Below are 23,458 nucleotides of genomic sequence, written 5' to 3'. Positions count from 1 at the left end.
TGCACTGGGAGGGACCTGTTTTGTCTCGGATTCACTCGAGCGGTAGCGACCAATTCTCGTCCTCCGCGCTGCGGGGACCGAAGATGCGCCGCTCGGATTCCTCTATCCGGGTGTCGTTGATACTGGCCTCACGCCGGGACATGAGACCCTCGGGGCTGAACTCCCACAGCTCATTGCCGTAGCTGCGCCACCACTGCCCGGAGTCGTCGTGCCACTCGTACTGGAAGCGCACGGCCATGCGATTGTTGCGGGTGCCCCACAGTTCCTTGCGCAGTGCATAGCCGTTTTCGGTGGCCCACTTGCGCTTCAGGAACTCCACGATCTCCGCGCGGCCGGTGATGAACTCATCGCGATTGCGCCACACCGAATCCTCGGTGTACGCCTGCGCGACGATCTCGGGATCGCGGGTGTTCCAGGCATTCTCGGCGGCACGGACCTTGATCGCGGCCGATTCCATATCGAAGGGTGGCAGTGGGGGACGCATGAGGGGAATCCTCTCAGGGATTGGCGGGCGAGAGTTCGGGCGCACTCCAGCGCAGTGAGCTCGCGCCGGAGATCTCGACCACCCGGGTGAGGGTGAAGTCGATGGCGCACTGTGCGCCGGGGGTGAATGCGGCTTCGTCCCAGGTTATTTCGGCGGTGCCGGTGAGCTGCAAGGTGCCACCGGTACGCCAATCCGGGACCAGCAGTCCGCAGCGCGGGTCGGCGGCGATATTGCCCAGGGTCATGAACATGGAGTTGCCGCGGTAGTCCGGCCAGCGCAGGTGGGTCGGGGAAAGCACCTGCAGGAAGCCGGGATTGCCGCCGCGATGAGAGGCATCGGCATTGCCGTCCGGATCGGCGGAGGCGATGAAGAAGGCGTCCGCCGCCGAGATCGCCTGCTGTTGCGCGGTATCGAGAGCGCCCGCTTGCCGCACAGCCACCGGCCCGCTCTCCGACCACTGCTCGACATTGCGGCGCGAGATGTATTTCGGGCAGTTCGAGTACACCTGATCGGTGATTACGCGCAGCCCCGTCGCGGTGGGCTCCGCGGTGCCGTTCACCCGCATGCGCCGCCGCAGCTGCGGTTGCAGCGCGATCATGCCGAGATGCCTTGGGCTGCGCAGTGCTTCGGCCAGCGGGTCGCCCGGTACCGGGCGCGCGTCGATCTCGATGATCCGGTCGTCGAGCGCCCTCGCGAATCCCGGCCGCCCGGTGAGCTGGCTCGCCCACAGCCGGCCCGCGTCATCGGCGGCGGCCACCACGACCATCGGCTGCCGGGCCAGGAAATCGGCTGCGGCATCAGGAATGCAGGGACTGATCATCCGCCCGACCCGCTGCGCGGTATCGGCCTGGCCCATCCGCTGCTGGACGGCCAGTTCTCCCGGGTGATAGGCGATGGTCACGGTGCACTCCTGTCAGCGTCGACTGCGAATTCCGCAGCAGCCGAGGATATTTCGATTCAGAAGAACCCACACGTCGGGGCCGCGCCGCTCGGCGCGGGAGCCTGCTCGGCGCCGGTGGGCGCGAATACCTCGAGCCGGATGCCGTCCGGATCGGTGAAGAAGATGCCACCGGACGCCGAGCCCTCACCGTGCGCGACAACACCGTCGTGGGCGAAGCTCACCTGCAATTCCTTCAGCACCGCTTCCACCTCGCGGACCTTGTCGATGCTGTCGACCTGGAATGAAAGGTGGTGCAGGCCGGGTGTTTTCGCCGAGAACTCGCCGTCGCTCTGCTGCCACAGCGTCAGCTGGAGCTGACCTGCCGTGCCCAGGAAGGCGAAGCGCTGCGCGCCTTCGCCGCCCGAACCGAGCCGCTCCAGCCCGAGGGCGCGGCCGTAGAAGTCCACCGAGCGGTCCAGATCGGTGACATTGAGACCGATGTGGCCGGTGGCGAGTGCTGGTGCGGTCATGAGGATCCCTCCGGAAGATTTAACTGTCATTGTTGGTTTGACTGGTTATAATTTAAGGTCAGAGCTCTCCCGCTGTCAACCCTCATATTTGTTGTTACCGGTTAGAAGGGAGGTGATCCACTGATGCCGGGTCCTGGACGGTTATCCTCGGGCGTGCCCGATCCACGCCCCCACCTCGGCGAACCGCTCGCCGTGGACCTGCTCAACACCCGCTGGATGACTCCCGCGGGACAGCAGGATCTGCTCACCGATGTGGACGGACTGCGCCGGTGGCTGGCCGACAACAACCTCACCGCCGTGGCCGACGAACCGACATTGCGTGCGGTCGTCACCGCCCGCGAGGCCGTTCTGCGCACGGTGCGCGGTGAATCCATCGATGATCTCAACAAGGTGCTGGAGCACGGGCGCATCCGCCGCACGCTGACCGCCGACGGTCCCGCCGACGAACCCGATGTCCGGCATCCCGAATGGCTACCGGCCTGGCTGGCCGCCGACAATCTCCTGCACCTGCTGGCCAGCACGCCCGGCCGCATCAAACAGTGCGACCATCCGCACTGCGTGCTGTGGTTCCACGACACCTCGAAGAACGGCGCCCGCCGCTGGCATTCCATGGCCACCTGCGGAAATCGGGCCAAGGCGACCCGGCACTACGCCAAGAAGGCGCATCCCGGCAGCTAGCCGGTCACCATCTCCCGCGCGGCACATCGAACTCCGAGCACAGCGCCCGCCACACCTCACGCGGATCCACCCCGGCATCGATGGCCTGCGCCCCCGTCTTCCCGATACGCGGTAATACATGGTCGATGAGCAGCGCATCCCCGCGCGCCGTACCGAATTCGGTATGCAACAGCTCCTGGAATTCCGTCAATCGCACGGCCGCGAGCCTACGCCACGAGAGCGAAGCCGCAGCACGCGTCATCCGCCGCGGCTGACCCAACAGCGACCGACAAGCTTCGCGCCGCATCGAATCCCACCTCGATCACTGCCGAACCGGCTGCGGGATCGCGCCGATATTGCGCGCTGGACCAGCTCGTACTCGCGAACAGCGGCATCGAAGCCCGACCCTCGCACCCTGACGCACGGAATTCGACGACCCGGCAGTCGAACAGCTTCGACCTCAACGGGATGGCAGCTGGTTCAGCACAACACGGCCGGAGCCGAGCCGGGGCTAGTGCGTGCCGGCCGCTTCGGCTACGTCATGACAGATCTGGACCGGATCGGAGACCACGGCCGCGCCGGCCGCAGCCGATCGGGCTGCGGTCGTGTAGGCCGGGTCGTCGAGGATCTGCTTGATGGCGTCGCGGACGGCTTCCGGGGTGAGCGGGCGCACGAGAATCGAACTGCCCTGTCGGACAGCGCGATTGGCGAGTTCCCACTGGTCGCCGCCGCCGGGGATGGTGACGATGGGCACGCCCGCCAGCAAGGATTTGGCGAGCAGGCCGTGCCCGCCGCCGCCGATGACGACCGAGGCATGACGCAGCAGTTCGTCCTGACGGCCCAAACCTGCTGTGGCCCAGGACGGGAGGTCGACGGGCGGGGTGTCGAGGGTGGAGACGGCGACGCGGACGCCCGCACCTTCCAGGCCCGCGAGAACGGTCGCGACCATATCCGCGATGCCGGTGTGCGCCGTGGAGGGCGCGACCATGACCAGGGGTTCGTCACCCGGCGGCAGGTCCAGGACCTTATCGGTCGGCTCCCACAGCAGCGGCCCGACCAGGTGCGCATCCTCGGGCCAGTCCGGGCGCGGCACCTCGAGCGCCGGCAGGGTCGCGATCAGCCGCGCCGCCGGACCCGGATCCTCCGCGGGCAGGCCGATACTCGCACGCGCCTGCTCCCGCTGCACACCACCACGGCGAATATCGCGCGCGGTCATGGTGCGCAACACCGAATCCCGTACCCGCCCGCGCACGCCCTCCCCCGGTGCCAGACCACTTCCGATGGGCGGCAAGGCTTTCGACGGCAGATACAGCGGATGCGGCGACAGCTCCACCCACGGCAGCCCCAACCGCTCGGCCGCCATCCCGCCACCCGCGGTGAGCACATCGGACACCACCATGTCCGGCAGCATGGCACTGAGCTCCGGCAGGATCTCGGTAGATATATGCGCAGCCCGCTGATGGATCCGCGCCCCGGCATCCATATCGTCATCCTCGGCCCGCGGCGCCAGCCCCTTCAGCCGCCGCACCCCGATCCCAGCCTTGCGCGCCGCATCGAACCAGCGCGGACTGGTGAACAACACCGCATCATCACCGGCAGCCTGCAACCGCAGGCACATCGCGATCGCCGGAAACGCATGTCCCGGATCAGGCCCCGCCACCACAGCTACTCGCACGAGCCCACCATGTCATACCGCCGCCGCCACAGCGTCACCACCACCGCCAACATCCCGAACACCGGTAAGCACGCCGACAGCCAGCGGATTCGCCGGGGCCACATCACCTCCAGCGCTTCCCCACCGGCCTCGTCACCAGACCTCGGACACGCGATCTGCGAGTTCATCGGGGTACTCGTCCCACCGCGGTCATGCCGCGCAAACAACCGCACTACGACACTCGGCCCAACACGACTGTTCACAACGCCGGCCTGGCAGACCGCCATCGACGCCGCAAGCTGTCGCTACACCGCGGGCAAGTCGGCCCGGTCGAATCGGTCTCGCTCTCCGAACCGGGCTCAGTTACTGAAGTGGTAGAGCTCGAAGCTGATGGCGTGGGCGGCCGGGAAGCCTTCTTTCGGGCCTGCGGCCATGTCGAGGACGGCGCGGGCCTGGGTGGCTACCGGGTCGGAGCTGAGGGCTTCGAGGTAGCGGGCGTGGGCCGTCAGGGATTCGACGGCCAGATCGATGGTGTCGGTGACGTCTACGGCGTGGCTGCCGTCGGCTACGCCGAAGACGGCGGCCCAGCGGGGAGAGTGCGGGGGGAGGTCGGCGAGGCAGGGGTGGATCCACTCGTTGCCGGCGTCGGAGACGGCGTCGAGGGCGGCGCGGCCGACGGCGCGGTGGTCGGCGCTATTGGCGTAGCCGCGGGCCCAGACGTCGCCGAAGTTGAACAGCACCACCAGTTCCGGGCGGTGGCGGCGGATGGCGGCGGCCAGATCGCGGCGCAGTGCGAGGCTCTCCTCGATGCGGCCGTCGGGGTAGCCGAGGAAGTCGATCTCGGTGACGCCGACGATCTTCGCGCCCGCCCGCTCCTCGGCTTCGCGCAGTGGTCCGGACTCCGCGGGCGGCAGGCCCGCAATGCCCGCCTCACCACTGCTGACCAGCACGTAGCGAATGTCCTTGCCCTGCCGCGTCCACCGCGCCACCGCGGCGGCCGCGCCGTATTCGATGTCATCGGGGTGCGCGACGATGACAAGTCCGCGCTGCCAGTCTTCGGGGAGCTGCTCCATGTCTGGAATTCAACACCACCGCGCATTTCGGCGGCTCACAAGCCCGTCAGCACGCCCTCGAAGGCGGCTTCGGCCGCGCCGAGCAGCTGCAGATCCGCTCCGAGCCGGGACTTTTCGATGCGCACCCCGCCGAGCGCCCGGCTGACCATGCTGCGCCGGCGCACCTGATCGCCGACGCGCGCCACCACCGCATCCGGCAGGGCGGTGAACAGGTCGCCGAGGACCACCAGTTCCGGGCCGAGAATATTCACCACATTGACCAGGCCGAGGATCAGCCAGTCCAGATAGTCGTCGAGCCTGCCCTCGCTATCGTCTTGCAGCGCACGCAATTCCGCGACGATCGCGCCGCGCGGTCCGTATTCGGACAACCCCAGTGCACGGCACAGCGCGGCCTCACCGACCTCGGTCTCCCAGCAGCCCTCATTACCGCAGTGGCAGGGCCGACCACCCGGTCGCACTGTCATATGGCCGATTTCGCCGAGATAGCCGGCGGATCCGCGCAGCAGCGCGCCCTGGGCGATGAGTCCGCCGCCGACACCGACATCCGCGGAGACGAAGACCGCATCACCCGCACCCCGGCCCGCACCGCGCAAATGCTCTGCGAGAGCACCGAATTCGGCATCATTGCCGACCACGACGGGCACATCCAGCACCGCGGTCATGCGCTGTCCGAGCGCTACTTCGGCCCAGCGCAGATTCTCCGAGCTGCGCACCAGGCCGTCGGCGCGGCGCACCACCCCCGGCACCGACACCCCGGCCGCCACCGGAGAGAGTCCCAGATCCTCGGCCAGTAGCGCCGCCGATTCGGCGACATGGGTGATCACCTCCTGCGGTTCCCGTTGCCGCCCATGCAGATTCCAGCTGTTGCGCCCCAGGATCTGCCCGCCGAATCCGACCATGGCAATGCCCGCGTGCTCGGCCCGCACATCCACCGCCAGCACCACCACCGCCTGCGGCTGCGGCAGCACCAGCAGCGACGGCCGCCCCGCACCTCGCGCCAGTCGCGGCACCCGCTCCTCCACCAGCCCTGCCTCGGCCAAGCCGTCGACCAGCATTTTGATGGTGGATCGGTTGAGCCCCAACTCGGTCGCGAGTGCTGCCCGGGTGGCGGGGCCCCCGGTGTGCAGCGCCCGCAGCAGACTGGACCGGTTGGAGCGGCGCGCCTCGTCCGGTCGAGCGACGGTCATGGACTCAGGAATACCATTGGCGCCTCCGCCGTCGTCCATCGCGGCGTCCCCGCGTGCTCATCGCTGTGCCACCGCCCGCCGCCGCGACAGCGCGTCGACCGTCGCGGCCAGCAGCAATACCAGTCCGGTGACAATGGAGACGACGGCAGCGGGCTGGCGCAGCAGACCCAGACCATTGGATACCACCGCAAGCACCGCACCGCCGATCACCGCGTCCGCGACCCGGCCCTTACCGCCAAACAGCGAGGTGCCGCCGATCACCGCCGCACCCACCGCGAACAGCAGGGTATTGAGCCCGCCCGCCTGCGGATCGACCGAGCCGACCTTCGACGAGTAGACGATGGCCCCGACCGCCGCGCACGAGGAGCAGATAACGAAAACGCTTGCCCGCAACTGGGTGACATTGATGCCCGCCCGCCGCGCCGCCTCCACATTGCCGCCGACCGCGTAGATGTGCCGGCCGTATCGGGTGCGCTCGAGCACGAAGGTTCCGGCCACCAGCAGCACCAGCACGATCGGAACCACGTACGGCACACCGGAAATGACGATCAGCTTGCTCGGCGATCGATTGACGGTCAGCAGCGCCGTCACCACCACGGCGAGCACGGTGAGCACCACCACTTTCGCCACCACCAGCGGTGTCGGCTGCGCTACCAGTCCCCTTCTGCGGCGTAATGCGTGGCCGCCCAGCGTTATTGCCGCATAGCCTCCGGCCGCCACCACGCACAGCGCCCAGCTGCCGATCGTGGACAGATTCCCATTGGCCACCTGATCGAGCACATGCGAGGAGCTGATGCCGAGCACGCCGCCCTCGCCGATGAGCTGCAGAATCACACCCTGCCAGGCCAGGAACAGCGCCAGGGTCACCACGAAAGACGGCATGCCGATTTTGGCTATCAGGAAGCCGGTGATGCAGCCGATAGCCGCGCCCACGCAGACCGCGAGCACCATCTCCACCCACGGATTCGCCTTGAACCCGACGACCGTGATCAGCACGCCGAGCAGTGACAGCGCCACACCCGGCCAGATCCGCAGCAGCGCAGCGAGTATCGCCGCCAGCACCAGCAGGCCGTTGAAGAGGAAGAACACCGTGGAACCCATGCCCGTCAGCAGGTTTCCGTCCTTCACGTAGTGCATGGCCAGCACCGCACCGGCCACCCCGGACGCGGTGCCCGCCGACAGGTCGATCTCACCGATCAGCAGGACGTACACGATGCCGATCGCGATGATGGTCTGTCCCGCGCCCTGCGCCAGCAGATTGGCGATGTTGTTGAGCGAGAAGAACACATCCGACTGCACCGAGAACAGGATGACAAGTGCAACCAGGCCGAGCAGCGCTGGGAGCGAGCCGATCTCGCCGGACCTGAGTCGTACCAGGTACTCCCCCAGCGCCTCTCGCGTCGAGCGCGTCGTGGTGTCGATCCCGAAATCGGTGATCACCGTATCCGCGGACGGGGCCGCCGGCTCCGAAACCTTGCTCATATCAGGAGCTTTCTCGTTCACAACACCACCGCTTCCGGTCGGGCCAGCCCCAGATCGCCGGAGCGTCCGGCGGTGATCAGCTCCACCACCTGGCTGTGGGTGACATCGGCGGTGCGCACCTGTGCGGCCATCCGGCCCAGGTACAGCACCGCTATCCGGTCGGCGACCTCGAAGACATCGGCCAGATTGTGGCTGATGAGCACCACGCCCAGACCCTGTTCGGCAAGCCGCCGCACCAGATCCAGCACCTGCCGGGTCTGTGCCACGCCCAGTGCCGCGGTGGGTTCGTCCAGCAGCACCAGATTGCTGTTCCACAGCACGGCTTTGGCGATGGCCACGGTCTGCCGCTGTCCGCCGGACAGCGACGAGACCGGCGTGCGCACCGATTTCACGGTGCGCACTCCCAGCGAGGCCAGGGTTGTGCGCGCCGCCTCCTCCATGCTCGCCTCGTCCAGCAGCCACGGTTTCCCGCGCTCACGGCCGAGGAACATATTGGCCACGATGTCGAGATTGTCGGCGAGGGCCAGATCCTGGTAGACGACCTCGATGCCGAGCGCCGCCGCATCCTTGGGACTGCGCAGATGCACCGGTTCGCCACGGAACCGCACCTCGCCCGAATCCGAAGGATGAATTCCGGCAACACATTTCACCAAAGTGGTCTTGCCCGCGCCATTGTCGCCGACAAGCGCGGTGACCTCACCGGCGGGCACGGTCAGATCCACATCGTGCAGTACGTGCACCGGGCCGAAACTCTTGTTCAGCCCGGTGATCTGGAGCAGCGGCTCGGTCATGGCTCAGGCGATGCCGAGTTGGGTGCAGGCGGCCTTCACATCGCCGGTGCAGATATCGGAGGCCTTCACGAAGCCCGAATCCGTCACCTGCTTGACCTCGTTGCGGGTGATCGTCTGCGGCGGCAGCAGGACCGATTTCACCTGACGATTGCCCTTGGGATCCTGACTCACGGCCTGTGCCAGCGCATTCGCCGCGGCGGTATCGCCCTTGGCCAGTGCCGCTGCGAGTTTCGCGGCCGATTCGGCCTCATCCTTGATCGGCTTGAACACCGTCATGTACTGATCGCCGCGCAGCACCGCCTTGAGCCCGTCGGCGGTGGCGTCCTGACCGGTCACCGGCACATGGCCATTGAGCCCGTTCTTCTTCAGCACGGTGATCACCGCGCCCGCCAGACCGTCATTGGCGGCCACCACACCGTCGACCTTGCCGCCGTTGCCGGTGAGGATCTGCTCGAAGGTATTGCCGCCGGTCTGATTGTCCCAGCCGTCGATGGCCTGGCTGCGCACCAGTTTCAGGGCGCCCGAATCGTAGAGCGGCTTGAGCGCCTGCTCCTGTCCCTGGTGGAACAGGGTCGCGTTATTGTCGGTCGGCGCGCCCTCGATCTCGATCACCTGCGCGCCCGGCTTGTCCTTCAGCGCCGTGATCAGCGCCTGGCCCTGGAGTTCACCGACCCGCACATTGTCGAAAGAGACGTAGTAGTCGGAGGATCCGCCGAGATTGAGCCGGTCGTAGTCGATGGTCGGAATGCCGGCCTTCTTCGCCTTGGCGGCGACCGCACTGCCGACCTCACTATTGATCGAGGCCACGACCAGCACCTTCACGCCCTTGGCGATCATGCCGTCGGCGAGGGTGCTGAACTTCTGGACGTCGCCCTGTGCGTTCTGCACATCGGCGTCGAAACCCTGTGCCTGCAGGGCTTGTTCCAGCATGGGTTTGTCGAACGACTCCCAGCGGGCGGAGGTGGCGGTCTCCGGCAGGATGACGCCGACCGTGCCATTGGCGCCGCCGCCGGACGGCGCGGCCGAGGTGGATCCGGAGCTGCTGGTCGAATTCGATCCGCAGGCGGTGAGCGTCAGTACGCCCGATAGCGCCACTGCCACCGCCACGCAGCCGGTTCGCGAGAGGCGACGTGAATTCTTGGGCAGGAGCGAGCTTTTCGTCCTCATCAGGGTGACCCTTCCGAGCGGCAGCCACTGGATTGCGGCCGCGCACCGATATGTTGTGGGCAACAACATATGCCAGCCGGGTCACCGAGACGGGACAATTCGCTGAATCAGGGCAGCAGGATGACCTTTCCACCGGCGTGTCCGCCGAGCACGAACTCGTGTGCCGCGGCCGCCTCGGTGAGCGGATAGGTCGCGGTGATCACCAATTCCAGCTTGCCCGAGGCGATCAGGGGCAGCAGTTCGCGCCAGGCGTTGTCCCGGATCTCGGTACCGGGATCCGCACCGGGCCCGCCACCGAGCGCCTGGAAGCCGTCCGCCGCCGCGCGGCCGAAGGCGGCAATGGTGGCGATCCGGGTGTGGTCGGCGACCAGTTCCAGCGAAACATCCACGGCCTCATCGGTTCCGATGGTGTCGATCGCCGCGTCCACGCCGTCCGGCGCCAAGGCTCGCACCCGATCGGCCAGCCCGGGACCGTACTCGACCGGCTCCACGCCGTAGCTCCGCAGCCGTTCGTGGCGCGCGGGCGCGGCGGTACCGATCACCCGGGCGCCGCGCGCGACCGCGAGCTGGGCGGCCAGGGAACCCACACTGCCCGCGGCGCCGTGGATCAGAACGGTATCGCCCGGACCGACACCGGTCGCGACAACCAGATGCACCGCGGTGCCGCCGACTGCCAGCAGCCCCGCCGCCACCTCCCAGCTCACCTCGGCGGGCTTGGGCAGAATGCGGGCGGCAGGCACCGTCAATTCGGTGACGTACCCGCCCCCGCGCACGATCACTTCTTCGCCGACCGTGATCGGACCGGCGGGCCCGAGCGCATCCGGGCCGACCGCGGTGACCACACCGGAGGATTCCAGGCCGATCCGAAGCGGAAGCTTGGAATCATCGGTGCCGAAGGCGCCGCTGTAGATCTTGTAATCGAAGGGGTTCACGCCCGCCGCGCGAACCTGCACGGTCACCTCGCCCGGACCGGGTTCGGGTACGTCTACTTCGACAGGAGTCAGTACTTCAGGTCCACCGTATTCGGCGGCAACGATCGCAGTAGCCATAGCCGCCTCAACGAACCGCCGCCCCACAGGATTCCCCCGGCCGCGCTTTTCCTAAAGACACGACAATGCGGCTCCGCCGCCGCTACAACTTGCTGATAGGGGACTTGTTCGAGCCCGATACCGCCTTGTAGAGCAGGTACAGCCCGAAAACGACCGCGCTGATCATGAGGATCGGGAAAAGCCCTTTGATCAGGGCGCCGATGATGGCGAGCGCGATCCAGACAACCGCGACGACGCCGATGATCTTCCAAAGCATTCCGTGCCTCCCATAAGTTCCGAATCACCATCATTGCGATCCGACTCCTCAATACTGACCCCTGCTCCAGCGAAAATCACCTGGTCAGCACCAATATCGGGGAAAGTTCAGGGTTGTCCCGGAGGCCGGGGTCAAGGATTGGCGCGGTAGCGGGTGTCGGCCAGGTCGGTGAGTGCTTGGGCCCAGCCGTCGAGGCGGTCGGCGGCGTCGCGGAGGTTCACCATGGCCCAGCCCAGGTCATCGGGTAGGGCGGCGCTTTCCGGGACGGCGAGGACGCGGGCGGCGGCGGCTACCATGCCTTCGAATTCGACCACTCCGACGTCTAGGCGGATCGAGACCGAGCGGACGTGTTCGGCCAGTGGGGAATTGCGGGGGCCGAGGGCGCCGGCGGCCTGCTCCATGGCGACCACGTCGGTGGAGAGTGCGTGCAGGGCCGCGGCGCCTGAGGAAGCTGTTTCCATCATGTCGGTCAGATCGTCGGCGGGTAGCCGACCGGATCTCGCGATCTGCGCGCCCAGGCCGTGCAATGCCCGTTCCGCGCGGACCAATCTGGCGATCGAGGCTCGGGCCGCCGAACGCAGTGGTGGCAGTCTGCGCGGCACGAATGTCGCCTGCGGCAACGGTTCCCGGCGCAGCTGCAAATACCGCTTGGCCGTGACGGCAGTACCGGTCACGAGTGCGACGGCACCGCCACCGACCACGATCACCGCCCAGGCGGGCGCCGAAATCAGCACCAGCCCAACGGTTCCCGCGGTGGTCAGCCCCGACGCCGTGCCCAGTCGCAAACTCCGCCGCCGAGTCCGGCGCCGCTTGCGCAACTCCCGCTCCCGCGGATCCGCCCACTTCCGCACCGCGACCAGCGCCTGCTCCCCCACCCCTCGCAGGGTGTCGGGCAGCCGCTGCGCCAACTCCTCCGGACCGATCCCGGTGGGAGCCAACATCTCCCGGGCCGCCTGGGCGGCCCGTGCACGCTTACCGCGCCGCGACGAGCCCTTCCCATCGTCAGCATCAGCTGTCCGCCACTGCTCGGATCCAGCCGCCGGACCGGCAAACCGGCCCTGCCCATCCGGCACAGTCTGCGCCCAGCCGGGATCGAATCCGCCTGCCGGACCGCCGAACCCGTACTGCGGCCGCGCATCCGCCGCGGGCGGCACCCAGCCGCCCGCAGAATTGGCGGCCGTCGGCCAGGGCGCGCCCGATTCGGATCGTCCTGGAAAGTCACCAGTCCGGTGCGTTGCGGCACTACCCCTGGAATTCGCGCCCGGCTGCGACGCCGCACGCGGTGAAGTCGTTGCGCGCCGCTCTCGCGACGCGGTGTTCTGACCGGGCCCAGCCACCGGGGCACCGAACCCGTACTGCGGCTGCGTATCCGGTGACTGCCCGCCGCTGACCGCTTCGGCAGCGGCCGGTCCGGACGCCCTGGATTCGGGCCGAGGCGCGGTACCGCCCGGGGCTGTACTCGCGGAAGACCATCCCGTCGCCGGGATGAAATTCGGTGCCGGATAGCCGGATTCAGGCCGTGGGCCGACACCGGATGGCTTTGCCTCGGATGAGGGGGCCGATCCGGTTGCCGAGACGGGACCCGGTGCCGGATGACCGGTTTCGGGGGTGGGTGAATCGGGTTGGGGTGCAGCGCTGTCGGCGGCGGGGCCGAAAGCCGAGGGGAAGCCGGGGATGGGGGCGGCTTCCTTGGTACGGGAGCGGCGGCGGAAACGGGCAGGGGAGGTCGCGGGGTTGTCGTGCGCCCGCGAACTCCCCATCAGCAATCGCCTTCGTTCCAAGGGACCAGCACTACTGCTGGGCGGCCTGGCCCTTGTTGGTGTTGATCTGCGGCGCGGCCGCAGGATTCGGGACGGCCTGCGGCTGGTTGTTCCCACCGGCGGGCAGCGCGTCACCGCGCATGGAGGCGCGGATCTGCTCGAGGCGGCTGTGGCCGGCCATCTGGACGCTGGCCTGCTGCACCTCCATCATTCGACCCTGGACGGTGTTCTGAGCCAGCTCGGCCGAACCGAGTGCATTGGCGTAGCGGCGTTCGATCTTCTCGCGCACCGCATCCAGGCTCGGGGTGGTGCCCGGCGCGGAAAGTGTGGAGTCCATCTGCTGCAGCGAGGCCGAAACCTGCTCCTGCATCTTGGCCTGCTCCAGCTGGGACAGCAGCTTGGTGCGCTCGGCGACCTTCTGCTGCAGCAGCATGGCGTTCTGCTCGACCGCCTTCTTGGCCTGCGAGGCAGCCTGCAGCGACTGGTCGTGCAGTACCTTCAGGTCCTCCACCGCCTGCTCGGCGGTCACCAGCTGTGCGGCGAAAGCCTCAGCGGCATTGGTGTACTGGATCGCCTTCTCGGTATCCCCCGCAGTGCCCGCCTGATCGGCCAGCATGACCGCCTGGCGCGCATTGGCATTGAGCTTCTCGACCTCGTCGAGCTGGCGGTTCAGCTTCATCTCCAGCTGACGCTGGTTGCCGATCACCGACGCCGCCTGCTGCGACAGCGCCTGGTGCTGCCGCTGGGCCTCTTCGATGGCCTGCTGGATCTGGACCTTCGGATCCGCATGCTCTTCGATCTTCGAATCGAAGAGGGCCATCAGGTACTTCCAGGCCTTCACGAACGGATTAGCCATCGATTGATCCCGCCTCCATCTGACGTGCCACGCGCCATCGCGCGACATAGTGCGCGACCGTCACGCACCCGGTTGTCCCTATCCTCCACTGCGCGGCAGAGAACCGGAAAAACCCGCACCTGTATGGCGCCTCCGGCTCAAAGCCTACAGAGAATTTATCCCTTTCGAGTCCTGTGCACAGCGATCACTTGGCGGCCACCAAAACCAGGCGATCCGACTTGGGTGCCGGAATGACGATGCGGGGGCCGAAACCGGCCTCCCCGGACCGCGGCGCATCGCCGTCGCCACCGCGCGGGCGGACACCCGCACCGGCGGTCGCGAGCGAGGCATTCGCCGTGGCCACAGACTTTTTGGCGGTAGCCCGGTCGGCATCGGCCAGGGCCGAACTGACATCGAAGAGCACCTGCGCCAGTGGCACGTCCAGGGCCGTGCAGATGGCCGCCAGCAGCTCGCTGGAAGCCTCCTTACGACCGCGTTCCACTTCGGACAGATACCCGAGACTGACCCGCGCCGAGGTCGAAACCTCACGCAGCGTCCGGCTCTGAGCGACCCGAGCGCGCCGCAAACTGTCCCCGATCGCTTCTCGCAGCAGCGTCATCCCGTTCTCCTCACACTCGTCTCGCCGGACCCAGCGTTTGACTGGACAACGTCCGGCGTCGGCCGCGCGTTCCCGGCCGCTTCACCCGTTTCGAACACTCCGGACGAGCTCTGCGACCGCGGCGCGGACCGCGCCCACCCTGATAGTCCACCGGTCGCCCGACAGTTTCAACCGGATGACCTCCGTGCCCTCCGCACCGGCGATGCCGAGGAACACGGTGCCGACCTCGCGTCCGTCCTGCGGATCGGGTCCGGCGACACCGGTCAGGCCGATTCCCCAGTCCGCTCCGCAACGCGACCGCGCGCCCACAGCAAGCTGCTCGGCGGTGCTCGCGGCAACCGGGCCGTCGGTAGCGAGAGTGTCCGCGCTCACACCGGCCAGATCGTGTTTGAGCTCGGTGGCGTAGACGATCAGTCCACCCCGCAACACCGTGCTCGCGCCCGGAATTCCCGCGATGGTGGCGGCCAGCAGGCCGGCGGTGAGCGATTCCGCGGTCGCGACGGTCTGTCCGGCGGACTTCAGGGCAGCGACCAGGTCCGCGGCGGGGACGAGCGAGGTGAGTGGATCTCCCGACTCAGACGGCACGACTGCCGCCGGGCGAGCCGAACCACAACCTGGCCGCCTGCACCACATAGTCGAGGCCGGTCACCACGGTGAGCACCACGGCCACATACATCAATGCCATTCCGGCACTGGCGAATCCGCCGGAAAGGGGCAGCAAAATAACGGCAATCGCGACCGACTGCACCAGGGTCTTGAGCTTGCCGCCGCGTCCGGCCGGGATCACGCCGCGGCGGACGACAGCCAGCCGCAGCAGGGTCACTCCGAGTTCGCGGGCCACGATCACAATGGTCATCCACCACGGCAGATCGCCCAGCATGGACAGTCCGATCAGGGCGGCGCCGATGAGCGCCTTGTCCGCGATCGGATCCGCGAGCTTGCCGAAGTCGGTGACCAGGCCGTACTTGCGGGCCAGCTGACCATCGATGCGATCGGTGATGGCGGCGACGCCGAACAGCGCCGCGGCGCCCCAGCGCCAATGGGCATTGTGGCCGTCGGCGGCGAACAGGGCGGCCAGGAAGATCGGAACGATCAGAATCCGCAGGATCGTCAGGATATTGGCGATATTCATCAGCGGCACCGCCGCCGGTTCCACTACGCCGGGATTGGGCACGAATCCCGATCGCGCTGGACCGGCATCGGCCCAGCGACCTTCCACCTCATCGCGCTGCACCGTCACCAGCGCCCCCACCGGCCGCGAAACCCGCGAGGGTTTCCGGACCATTCCGGTATGCGGGGAGGCTGGATGTACGACACACCTCAAGCCTATCGGTACCGGGGCCGACTACTGTGCACCCCATGACAACACGGGTGCCTCACAGCGGTTCGGTCGGCGGCGAGTCGGGGACACAACCGACCATCCGCCGTGCCCGAACCTCTGATGTGCCCGGGATAAAACGACTCATCGACTACTACGCCGGCAAGATCCTGCTGGAAAAGAACCTGGTCACGCTGTACGAGTCGATCCAGGAATTCTGGGTCGCCGAACGCGACGGGGAACTCGTCGGCTGCGGGGCGCTGCATGTGCTGTGGGCCGACCTCGGTGAGGTGCGCACCGTCGCGGTGCATCCGGAAATCAAGGGCACCGGCGCGGGACACCTGCTGGTGCAGCAATTGATCACCGTCGCGCACGAGTTGGCGCTGGGACGGGTCTTCGTGCTGACCTTCGAGGTGGACTTCTTCTCCCGGCACGGCTTCGTCGAGATCGAGGGGACGCCGGTCACCGCCGAGGTGTACGCCGAGATGTGCCGGTCCTACGACACCGGCGTCGCCGAGTTCCTCGACCTCAGCTATGTGAAGCCGAATACGCTCGGCAATACCCGAATGCTGTTGACACTCTGATTCATTCGACCTCTCCCCTCCCTCGAACCCAGAAAGCGGAACCGTGCCGATCTTCGCCGTCCACTACACCTACTCCGACGCCACCGTTCCCGGTCGCGACGAGGTCCGCCCCGTGCACCGCGCCTACCTGGGCGGCCTGTCCGAGCAGGGCATCATCCTCGCGCGCGGGCCCTACCCGGACGGGTCCGGTGCACTGATCATCTTCCAGGCCGAGGATGCCGACGCGGTATCGAAGCTGCTGGCCGACGATCCGTTCGCGCTGGCGAACCTCATCGACGACACCCGGATCGTGGAGTGGCTGCCGACGGACGGGTTCCCCGGCGCGGCGTAAGCGGTCAGCGGGATCGCACCCGCGTGCCGGTCTCGGCCGATCGGCGGATGGTGTCGAGCAGGCGGTGCAGGTGCAGGCCGGTCTCGAAGGTGGGGGCGGTGTGCGTACCGGTGCGGATGTCTTCAGCCAGTTGCCGATACAGCCGGGCCACGTTCTCGGATTCGACGGGCAGCTCGGAGATGGGCCGCCCATCGGATTCGGTGAGGTCCTGCCAAACGCCTGCTGGGCCCTGTGCGCCCAGCAGGCGCAGTTCGCTCATCTGAATACCGCCGGGGCCGTGCGGGCCTGCGGAGATGATCGCCAAATCGCCTTCGGTACCCGCGATTTCGATGCGGGTGCGGCCATCGGTGAGCTTGGCGTCGTGGATGTGGGCCGAGATGACTGTGCCGCTCGTCAATGTGGCATTGAGCAGCAGGTGGTCCGGACTGGTCACCGTGATGCGTTCTCCTGTTTCCGCAATCGTGTTGTGCGAGTTACGGATCGCCAGGTCCGCCGAGAGTTCGGCGATCTCGCCGAGCAGGTGTTCGAGCGGGTCCAGGGTGTGCCCGCCCGCGACCTCCAGTAAGCCTGCGCCACTGCGGCGATCCAGGGTGTAGGCCGCCCATTCCGGGATCAGCCCGCCCGCGCCCTTCCCCCGGGCGGCGTACACGGTCGCTGAAACTACCCGCCCCACATAGCCTTCGGCGATCAGACGCTTGGCCTTATCGATGGCCGGCGAGAATCGGGCTTGCAGCCCGACCACTCGATGACCGTCACCGCCGAGCGCGATCACAGATTCGGCTTCCTCGGTCGTTCTGGTCAGCGGCCACTCCGAGTACACGTGCTTGCCCGCGGCCAGCGCCGCCTCGATCAGTTCGGCGTGCGCGGGGACTTTCACCGTGATCGCCACCAGATCGACGTCCGGATGCTCGGCCAGCCGCCGCGCATCGGTGAAGGCATGCGCGGCGCCGAACAGCCGGGCCGCCGCGTCCGCGCTCTCCTGCCGACTGGTCCCGACCGCGGTGAGCTCGAAGTCGGGCAGTGCCCGCAGGGCCGGGATATGCGCCCGCGCCGCCCAGCCCCGATTCGGGCTGGCGCCGATGATTCCGACTCGAATCCTGTCCGACATGTGCCGCTCCCATCCATAAACGGACTCACTCAGTCCGTTTACCACGGTAGCTAAACGGACTCCCTGAGTCCACTTTTGCTAGGATCGGACTCATGACCGCCGTTGATCGCCTGCTGACCCGCGAATCGGGTCCGGCTCCCCGCGCGGATGCCCGCCGCAATCTGGAGCGCCTGGTCGTGGCGGCCCGCTCGGCCATCGCGGACACCGGCGTCGCGGCGACCGCCCAGGAGATCGCCCAGCGCGCAGGCGTCGGCAAAGGCACCTTCTACCGCCGAGTCCCCTCGCTCGAGGCGCTCCTGCAGGCAGTTCTCGAAGAAATACTCGAAGAAGGCATCGCCGCCGCCGACCGCGCCCTCGCAGATCCCGACCCCTGGAACGGTTTCCGCGACTTCGCCGCGACCTACGTCCGCCTGCGCGCCGAAAGCTGCGGCGTCAACGAGGCTTTGGGCGGCACCGGCGCCTGCGACCTCGACGCCACCATCACCACCCTCCGAGAAGGCCTCCGCACCTTGGTCGAACGAGCCCAATCCAGCGGCTCCCTGCGCACCGATGTCACCTGGCAAGACGTCGCATTCGCCCTCGCCGGCGTGGCCACCGACCCCCACACCATCGGCCTCCGCGCCGCCGACGACCAATGGAACCGCAACCTGCGAATCGTCCTGGACGGCTTGATTATTCGATACTGAACAGCCGTACGCGACTGCCCCGTCAGCCGTGCACGACTGCCCCGCAATCCGTCAGCTGTGCGACTGCCCCGCAGGCCGTCAGCCGTGCACGGCGGCCTGTCAACCGTCAGCCGTGCGCGGCGGACTGCCCGTCGTCAGCTTCGCGCCACAGCCTGCCAGGTGGCGGCGGCGATCTCGTCGATGCCGGAATGCTTTGGTGACCAACCGAGTTCGGTCTGGGCCTTCGCCGGATTGCTGATCAAAGCGGCGGGTTCGGGGGCGGCGGGGCCGTGGACACTGGCGACGGTTCGGCCGGTTACCCGTTCGACCGCGGCGACTACGTCGAGAATGCTTGTTCCGCAGCCGCTTCCGATGTTGTAGCGGGTGTGGGCGCCCGGTGCGGGGGTCTGTTCGATACACGATACGAAGGCGGCGGCCGCGTCGTCGACATGGAGGTAGTCACGTACCGCGGTGCCGTCGCCATTGATGTGCAGCACGCTTTCACCTGCTGCTGCGGCGATTACGCGTGGGATGAGGCGGGTGGGGTCCGGGTCCGCTCCCCCGGCGACGTTCAGCAGGCGCACGATCACCGCGCCCAGGTTCCCCGATCGTGCTTGCGCTTCGATTGCGAGTTCGGCAGCGAGCTTGCTGGCCGCGTACGGGTGGGGTGGGGAGTCGGCTAGATCCTCGCTCATCGGCTGGCTCTCCGGGGATCCGTAGATCGCTCCGGTCGAGGAGAACACGATCCGCGACACCCCCTCGGCGGCCATCGCCTCGAGCAGCGCGACGGTCCCTGCGGTATTCACCCGGAAGAACGGCAGGGGATCCCGCACAGATTCGCGCGCCCGGCCGAGTCCGGCCAGATGGCACACCACCTCGACACCACTCACCGCACGCCGCAACCCCTCCGGATCGAGGAGATCGGTGGTCCGCACCTCCCTCGCGTGGGGAACCTCACCGCCTCGCGCGCCCACCATCGCGATCGGCTCATGCCTGGCCGCAGCCAGCGCCGCGACAACAGCCCGCCCCAAATAGCCGCCCGCCCCGGTCACCAGCACTCGCACCCTCCCATCTTGCCACCCCGCCCACACCTGCCTCGAAACAGCCGCTGATGAACAGCACGCACCGAGATCCTCGGCCCGGTCCAATTTCTGATCCATCGGGGCGAAAACAGCCAACACATATGGGCACACCGGCAGGCCCTGGACCAAGATGGCAGCGGCTGTGCATTGATAGCCCGAAATACTCAGTTTCACAGCAGCTCTCACAGCGCTGCCTTACCGAGGAAAACTAATTGAAAACCAACCGCCCTATTGTCTATGCGCGGTGGAATTTTGACGCATATGTCGGCGATGCGAAGTCTCGTATGTCACACTGCAAAGAATTGCGAAGTCTCGTACCAGAATTCAAAAAAGCTGCCGTGATGAGCGGTTGACATCAATTGCGCAACAACGATCCGGTTTCCTTCCGCATGTGGGCGGGTAGCGAGGCTACCGTATAGGAATCGATCCTCGGGGTCTCGGGTAGGAAGGCTCGCGAGTGAGCGTCCGAAGGGGGACGTCATGCCGGAAATCAAGGGAGTACTACTGCCGGCCTATGTGCTGGCCGACGAGTCGGGATCGATGGGGCCGTTTCGCAGCGACCTCAGCAACGGGCTCGTGTCGCTGTGCGAAGGATTACGTGCCGAGCCGATGATCGCAGCCAAGTTGAGGCTCGCTATTCTCGGATTCTCCGACGATGTCCAGGTCCGTTTGGCCATAGCCGACATGCGGGTGCAGACCGCACTGCCACAGGTCATCATTCGCGGATTGACCAATTATCAGGCGGTTTTCGATGATCTACTGTGCCGGATCCCCGACGATGTGCGATGGCTGCGCGGCGAAGGCTATAAGGTGCACCGCCCGGTGGTATTCATGCTCACCGACGGCCAGCCGACCGATGGCGGCGCCTGGCGCAGCCCGCACGGTCTGCTGATCGACAAGTCACGGACTCCCACTGCCCCCAACATCATCATGTGCGGGATCGGAGATGCCGAGCCTGCCACGATGATCGAGGTCGCCACTCGCCCCGAGTTCGCGTTCATCGCCAAACCCGGCGTCGATATCGGCCAGGCGATATCAGAATTCTTCCACGCACTCACCGCCAGCCTCGTTGCCTCGGGCATCGCTTTGAATTCCGGTACACCGCAACTGGTCATCAACAAACCTGACCAGTTCACCATGGCCATCGACGAGGTCGGGTAGCAATGTCGCGGCTCTGGCAGCGGAAACCGCTGGAGGACAGCGACATTCCGGTGGCCTACGAACCCGCCCCAGGCTCGCCGCCGCCCGCGGCGATTGTCAGCGGCACCGAGCCATGGCAGCAGATCGAGGTGGACGAGGCGGGGCCCGTCTTCGAGGCTCGCCCGCCATCGGGCCCCGACTGCTTCAGCTTCCCCGACAGTGAATGCGACGGCTGGTCCACCTCGGATCTGACCATGCGCTATGCATCCGTTCGCGGCGCCCGGCACCGCTATCACCGTCTGCCACGCCAGGATTCGGTGCGAGCCGCCCTGCACGAGCAGTCGGGCACGATCGTTTTCGCGGTCGCCGACGGCGTTTCGAGCGCCTCCATCTCACATCGTGGTGCGCACGCGGTATGCGAAACCTCTGTCCGCACCATGCTCGATGGCTTGTCGAGAGAGCCGACCTGGGCTGATTTCGACGAACTGGCACGTCGCAGTGCCGAGGAATTGCACGCGTTGACGCGCTGGTGGCTGGGCGAGGCGCGGCCGAACCAATCCCAGGTCATGAACCTCTATGCGACCACACTGGTGGCGGGTTTGGTCTGGGCGCACCAGGACGGTCCCGTCGTGGAGCTGTGCCGCATAGGCGATTCCGCAGCCTGGATCCTGGACCTCGCCGACGGTCGGTATCACCCACTGTTCGGCGCCGAGGTCGACGAGGTCTCGGATGTGGTGTCCACCAACGTCATACCGCTACCCCATGTGCCCGAGCAGATGGAGAGGGTTACCCGGCAACTGAGTTCATCACAGGTTCTGCTGGTAGGCACCGACGGCTTCGGGCTGCCACTGGGTGACGGAGACGGCCGGATCGGCGCACTGTTCGCCCGCCACCTCGAATCACCGCCCACACCACCGTGGTTCGCCCACGTACTGGACTTCTCTCGCGCGACCTTCGACGACGACCGCACCTTGCTGGCCGTCTGGCCCAGCACACCCTCGAGGCCACAATGACCTCGGCTCGGCCACAGACCGTCGACTATGCCCAGCTTCTGCTCGGCCGTCGAGTCGGTCAGGGCGGACAAGGCTCGGTCCACGAGGTGACCAACCGCACCATCACCATCGGTAGCGGGCCGAGCTGGCCGGTCGTGTTCAAAGAATATGACGCGGCGTCCTTACAGCACCTCGACTCGGCGGCGCTGACCGCGATGGTGGACCTGCTGTTGGGGCTGAGCGCGACCGAGGGCGAATGGTTGTGCGAGCACGCGGCCTGGCCCTCGGCCGTTGTCGAACGTCAAGGCGCGGCGTGCGGATTCCTCATGCGTTCGGTGCCCGACCGATTCCGGTTCGACCTGCGCAGTTTATCGGGAACCGCACCGACCACCCGTCGACTCGCGAACGTCGAATACCTACTCAACGATGACGCCTACATTGCCGGAATCGGTTTGCGCATCAGCGATTCGGACCGCTTGTCGCTGCTGACGGATCTGTCGGCCACACTGACCCGCCTGCACCGGCTCGGCATCGTCGTCGGCGACCTGTCGCCGAAGAATCTGCTGTTCAGCACCATACCCGAGGCCGCCTGTTTTCTGCTCGACTGCGACGCCATGCGCCTACACGGGACAAGTGTGCTGCCGCAGGCCGAAACACCCGACTGGCAGTTGCCTGCCGGTGAGGAGAAGGCGACCGGACCGGGCGACATCTACAAGCTCGGGCTGCTCGCCGTGCGACTGTTCGAACGAAACCAGACCTCCACCGACCCCACTGCATTGAATACGGTTACGCCCACTCTCGGCAATCTCGCACACTCCAGCCTCTCCGCCGAGCCCGGCCGTCGGCCGAGCCCTTCGCTGTGGACTGAAATGCTCTCTGCCGCAGCCCCAACCGTCCGTATCACGCTGCAACCGCAATCGGCCGTTCCGACTCCGGCCCCGAATGTCACCGGGCCACAACCGACTCCGATATTCAAGTGGCCCGCTCCGGCGGGCCTCAGCGCAGCCGTTATGGCCATCGCCGCCGTCGTGATCGTTGCGCTGGTGGTGGCGTTGGTGAGCAAAGGATCGAATTCCGCTCGCGATACCAGCCTGCAAGCCGGCACCACAACTGCTGAGGGCAGCGGCAATTCACCGGCCACCACCTCGACCCGCACGCCGGCGAACCAGATCGGCGTCGTGACGATCGCGCCCTCGCTCATCGGAGACCCCCGAGCCATCGCGGTGGCCACCACACTGAATACCTACTTCAGTGGAATCAACAACCACGACTACGACTCGGCACTGAGCACACTGGACCCGTCGGGCCCCTTCGACACCAGCAACCAACAGAACCGAGCCAACTTCGCCGATGCGGTCTCCACCACTTTCGACCGCAATATCGAACTGATCGATCTCACGCCGACCGGCTCGTCGACCGCGACCGGGGCCCGAGTCACCTTTCAGAGCAATCAGGCGGCAGGCATGGGCCCGCGAGGGCAGGAATGGGAAACCTGTACGAACTGGGACCTCATGGACAGCCTCACACCTTCGGGCGGCACGTATCTGATCTACCGCACCGCCGCCGTCGGCGGGCCCAGCGCATGTTGAGGTCGAGATCACTGACATTCCAGCGCAATTGACGAAATTGGAGGGGAGATGCCGACCTGGAGCAACAATCCGAACGCAGCACCGCAACCGGCCCCGGCCATGCCTGCGACACCGTCCGGGGGGTCCGCGACAGTCTCGTTCACCATCGCACCGGCGCCGACCAGCACTGCGTCCGGTGCGGGCGCTCCGCGGGCTGCGCAATCCTCCACGCGCGTCTCGGCCGCG

The 23,458-nt window shown here is 66.9% G+C and carries 26 protein-coding genes; 7 read left to right on the top strand and 19 right to left on the bottom strand.

The window, feature by feature from the left end; genetic code table 11:
- Positions 1–31: 31 nt before the first annotated feature.
- From ABZX86_RS34290 to ABZX86_RS34280, 3 genes are all read right to left on the bottom strand, one after another.
- Positions 32–484, bottom strand: a complete 453-nt coding sequence (locus tag ABZX86_RS34290) for a nuclear transport factor 2 family protein (protein WP_355129621.1) — start codon at positions 482–484, stop codon at positions 32–34.
- 13 nt (positions 485–497) lie between these two features.
- On the bottom strand, positions 498–1,379 hold the full coding sequence (locus tag ABZX86_RS34285) for a pyridoxamine 5'-phosphate oxidase family protein (protein ID WP_355129728.1): 882 nt from the start codon (positions 1,377–1,379) through the stop codon (positions 498–500).
- Positions 1,380–1,441: 62 nt separating this feature from the next.
- Positions 1,442–1,894 (bottom strand): VOC family protein, encoded by a 453-nt coding sequence (locus ABZX86_RS34280; protein ID WP_355129619.1) that lies wholly within the window; start codon positions 1,892–1,894, stop codon positions 1,442–1,444.
- Positions 1,895–2,047: 153 nt separating this feature from the next.
- Here ABZX86_RS34280 and ABZX86_RS34275 point away from each other — a divergent pair, with 153 nt between their 5' ends.
- Positions 2,048–2,572 (top strand): CGNR zinc finger domain-containing protein, encoded by a 525-nt coding sequence (locus tag ABZX86_RS34275; RefSeq protein ID WP_355129617.1) that lies wholly within the window; start codon positions 2,048–2,050, stop codon positions 2,570–2,572.
- A 4-nt stretch (positions 2,573–2,576) separates the two neighbouring features.
- On the opposite strand, the gene ABZX86_RS34270 is transcribed toward ABZX86_RS34275, so the two are convergent.
- From ABZX86_RS34270 to pgsA, 14 genes are all read right to left on the bottom strand, one after another.
- Entirely contained in the window at positions 2,577–2,768 is a 192-nt protein-coding gene (locus ABZX86_RS34270; RefSeq protein WP_327145005.1) for a DUF3046 domain-containing protein, read from the bottom strand.
- Positions 2,769–3,062: 294 nt separating this feature from the next.
- A complete protein-coding gene (locus ABZX86_RS34265; protein WP_355129615.1) occupies positions 3,063–4,226 on the bottom strand; it encodes a nucleotide disphospho-sugar-binding domain-containing protein in 1,164 nt (387 codons plus the stop codon).
- A gap of 338 nt (positions 4,227–4,564) precedes the next feature.
- The gene (locus ABZX86_RS34260) at positions 4,565–5,278 is read right to left on the bottom strand and encodes a PIG-L deacetylase family protein (protein ID WP_355129613.1); all 714 of its coding nucleotides are present in this window, start codon (positions 5,276–5,278) and stop codon (positions 4,565–4,567) included.
- 35 nt (positions 5,279–5,313) lie between these two features.
- On the bottom strand, positions 5,314–6,465 hold the full coding sequence (locus ABZX86_RS34255) for an ROK family transcriptional regulator (RefSeq protein ID WP_355129611.1): 1,152 nt from the start codon (positions 6,463–6,465) through the stop codon (positions 5,314–5,316).
- A 57-nt stretch (positions 6,466–6,522) separates the two neighbouring features.
- Entirely contained in the window at positions 6,523–7,947 is a 1,425-nt protein-coding gene (locus ABZX86_RS34250; protein ID WP_355129609.1) for an ABC transporter permease, read from the bottom strand.
- Between the two features lie 17 nt (positions 7,948–7,964).
- On the bottom strand, positions 7,965–8,738 hold the full coding sequence (locus tag ABZX86_RS34245; RefSeq protein WP_355129607.1) for an ATP-binding cassette domain-containing protein: 774 nt from the start codon (positions 8,736–8,738) through the stop codon (positions 7,965–7,967).
- Positions 8,739–8,741: 3 nt separating this feature from the next.
- The gene (locus ABZX86_RS34240; protein WP_355129605.1) at positions 8,742–9,905 is read right to left on the bottom strand and encodes a substrate-binding domain-containing protein; all 1,164 of its coding nucleotides are present in this window, start codon (positions 9,903–9,905) and stop codon (positions 8,742–8,744) included.
- Between the two features lie 107 nt (positions 9,906–10,012).
- A complete protein-coding gene (locus ABZX86_RS34235) occupies positions 10,013–10,954 on the bottom strand; it encodes an NADP-dependent oxidoreductase (protein ID WP_355129603.1) in 942 nt (313 codons plus the stop codon).
- Between the two features lie 82 nt (positions 10,955–11,036).
- Positions 11,037–11,210 (bottom strand): hypothetical protein, encoded by a 174-nt coding sequence (locus tag ABZX86_RS34230; protein ID WP_355129601.1) that lies wholly within the window; start codon positions 11,208–11,210, stop codon positions 11,037–11,039.
- Between the two features lie 131 nt (positions 11,211–11,341).
- Positions 11,342–12,364, bottom strand: a complete 1,023-nt coding sequence (locus ABZX86_RS34225) for a hypothetical protein (RefSeq protein ID WP_355129599.1) — start codon at positions 12,362–12,364, stop codon at positions 11,342–11,344.
- Between the two features lie 637 nt (positions 12,365–13,001).
- Entirely contained in the window at positions 13,002–13,826 is an 825-nt protein-coding gene (locus tag ABZX86_RS34220) for a PspA/IM30 family protein (RefSeq protein ID WP_297620068.1), read from the bottom strand.
- Positions 13,827–14,010: 184 nt separating this feature from the next.
- Positions 14,011–14,424, bottom strand: a complete 414-nt coding sequence (locus tag ABZX86_RS34215; protein WP_355129597.1) for a helix-turn-helix transcriptional regulator — start codon at positions 14,422–14,424, stop codon at positions 14,011–14,013.
- Between the two features lie 81 nt (positions 14,425–14,505).
- A complete protein-coding gene (locus ABZX86_RS34210) occupies positions 14,506–15,009 on the bottom strand; it encodes a CinA family protein (protein WP_355129595.1) in 504 nt (167 codons plus the stop codon).
- Entirely contained in the window at positions 14,999–15,556 is a 558-nt protein-coding gene (pgsA, locus tag ABZX86_RS34205) for a CDP-diacylglycerol--glycerol-3-phosphate 3-phosphatidyltransferase (RefSeq protein WP_327146476.1), read from the bottom strand. The genes ABZX86_RS34210 and pgsA overlap by 11 nt, the downstream gene beginning before the upstream one ends.
- 227 nt (positions 15,557–15,783) lie before the next feature.
- Between pgsA and ABZX86_RS34200 the strand changes: the two genes are divergently transcribed.
- A complete protein-coding gene (locus ABZX86_RS34200; RefSeq protein ID WP_355129593.1) occupies positions 15,784–16,326 on the top strand; it encodes an amino-acid N-acetyltransferase in 543 nt (180 codons plus the stop codon).
- Between the two features lie 43 nt (positions 16,327–16,369).
- Positions 16,370–16,657 (top strand): YciI family protein, encoded by a 288-nt coding sequence (locus tag ABZX86_RS34195; RefSeq protein WP_327144992.1) that lies wholly within the window; start codon positions 16,370–16,372, stop codon positions 16,655–16,657.
- Between the two features lie 4 nt (positions 16,658–16,661).
- On the opposite strand, the gene ABZX86_RS34190 is transcribed toward ABZX86_RS34195, so the two are convergent.
- Entirely contained in the window at positions 16,662–17,765 is a 1,104-nt protein-coding gene (locus ABZX86_RS34190) for a Gfo/Idh/MocA family oxidoreductase (protein WP_355129591.1), read from the bottom strand.
- Positions 17,766–17,857: 92 nt separating this feature from the next.
- Between ABZX86_RS34190 and ABZX86_RS34185 the strand changes: the two genes are divergently transcribed.
- On the top strand, positions 17,858–18,451 hold the full coding sequence (locus tag ABZX86_RS34185; protein WP_355129589.1) for a TetR/AcrR family transcriptional regulator: 594 nt from the start codon (positions 17,858–17,860) through the stop codon (positions 18,449–18,451).
- Between the two features lie 134 nt (positions 18,452–18,585).
- Here ABZX86_RS34185 and ABZX86_RS34180 read toward each other — a convergent pair whose 3' ends face one another.
- Entirely contained in the window at positions 18,586–19,494 is a 909-nt protein-coding gene (locus tag ABZX86_RS34180; RefSeq protein WP_355129587.1) for an NAD-dependent epimerase/dehydratase family protein, read from the bottom strand.
- A 498-nt stretch (positions 19,495–19,992) separates the two neighbouring features.
- Here ABZX86_RS34180 and ABZX86_RS34175 point away from each other — a divergent pair, with 498 nt between their 5' ends.
- Genes ABZX86_RS34175 through ABZX86_RS34165 form a run of 3 tightly spaced genes read left to right on the top strand, consistent with a single transcriptional unit; the run spans position 19,993 to position 23,233 of the window.
- The gene (locus tag ABZX86_RS34175; RefSeq protein ID WP_355129585.1) at positions 19,993–20,673 is read left to right on the top strand and encodes a hypothetical protein; all 681 of its coding nucleotides are present in this window, start codon (positions 19,993–19,995) and stop codon (positions 20,671–20,673) included.
- A 2-nt stretch (positions 20,674–20,675) separates the two neighbouring features.
- On the top strand, positions 20,676–21,665 hold the full coding sequence (locus ABZX86_RS34170) for a protein phosphatase 2C domain-containing protein (RefSeq protein ID WP_355129583.1): 990 nt from the start codon (positions 20,676–20,678) through the stop codon (positions 21,663–21,665).
- Positions 21,662–23,233, top strand: coding sequence for a hypothetical protein (locus ABZX86_RS34165; RefSeq protein WP_355129581.1), 1,572 nt, complete (start codon positions 21,662–21,664; stop codon positions 23,231–23,233). Before ABZX86_RS34170 ends, ABZX86_RS34165 begins: the two co-directional genes overlap by 4 nt.
- Positions 23,234–23,458 lie beyond the last annotated feature (225 nt).

It is taken from the genome of Nocardia sp. NPDC006630 (assembly GCF_040611495.1).
Classification (GTDB): domain Bacteria; phylum Actinomycetota; class Actinomycetes; order Mycobacteriales; family Mycobacteriaceae; genus Nocardia.
Note: the sequence above shows the minus strand (reverse complement) of the source record. Positions and strands in the feature narration are given on the sequence as shown.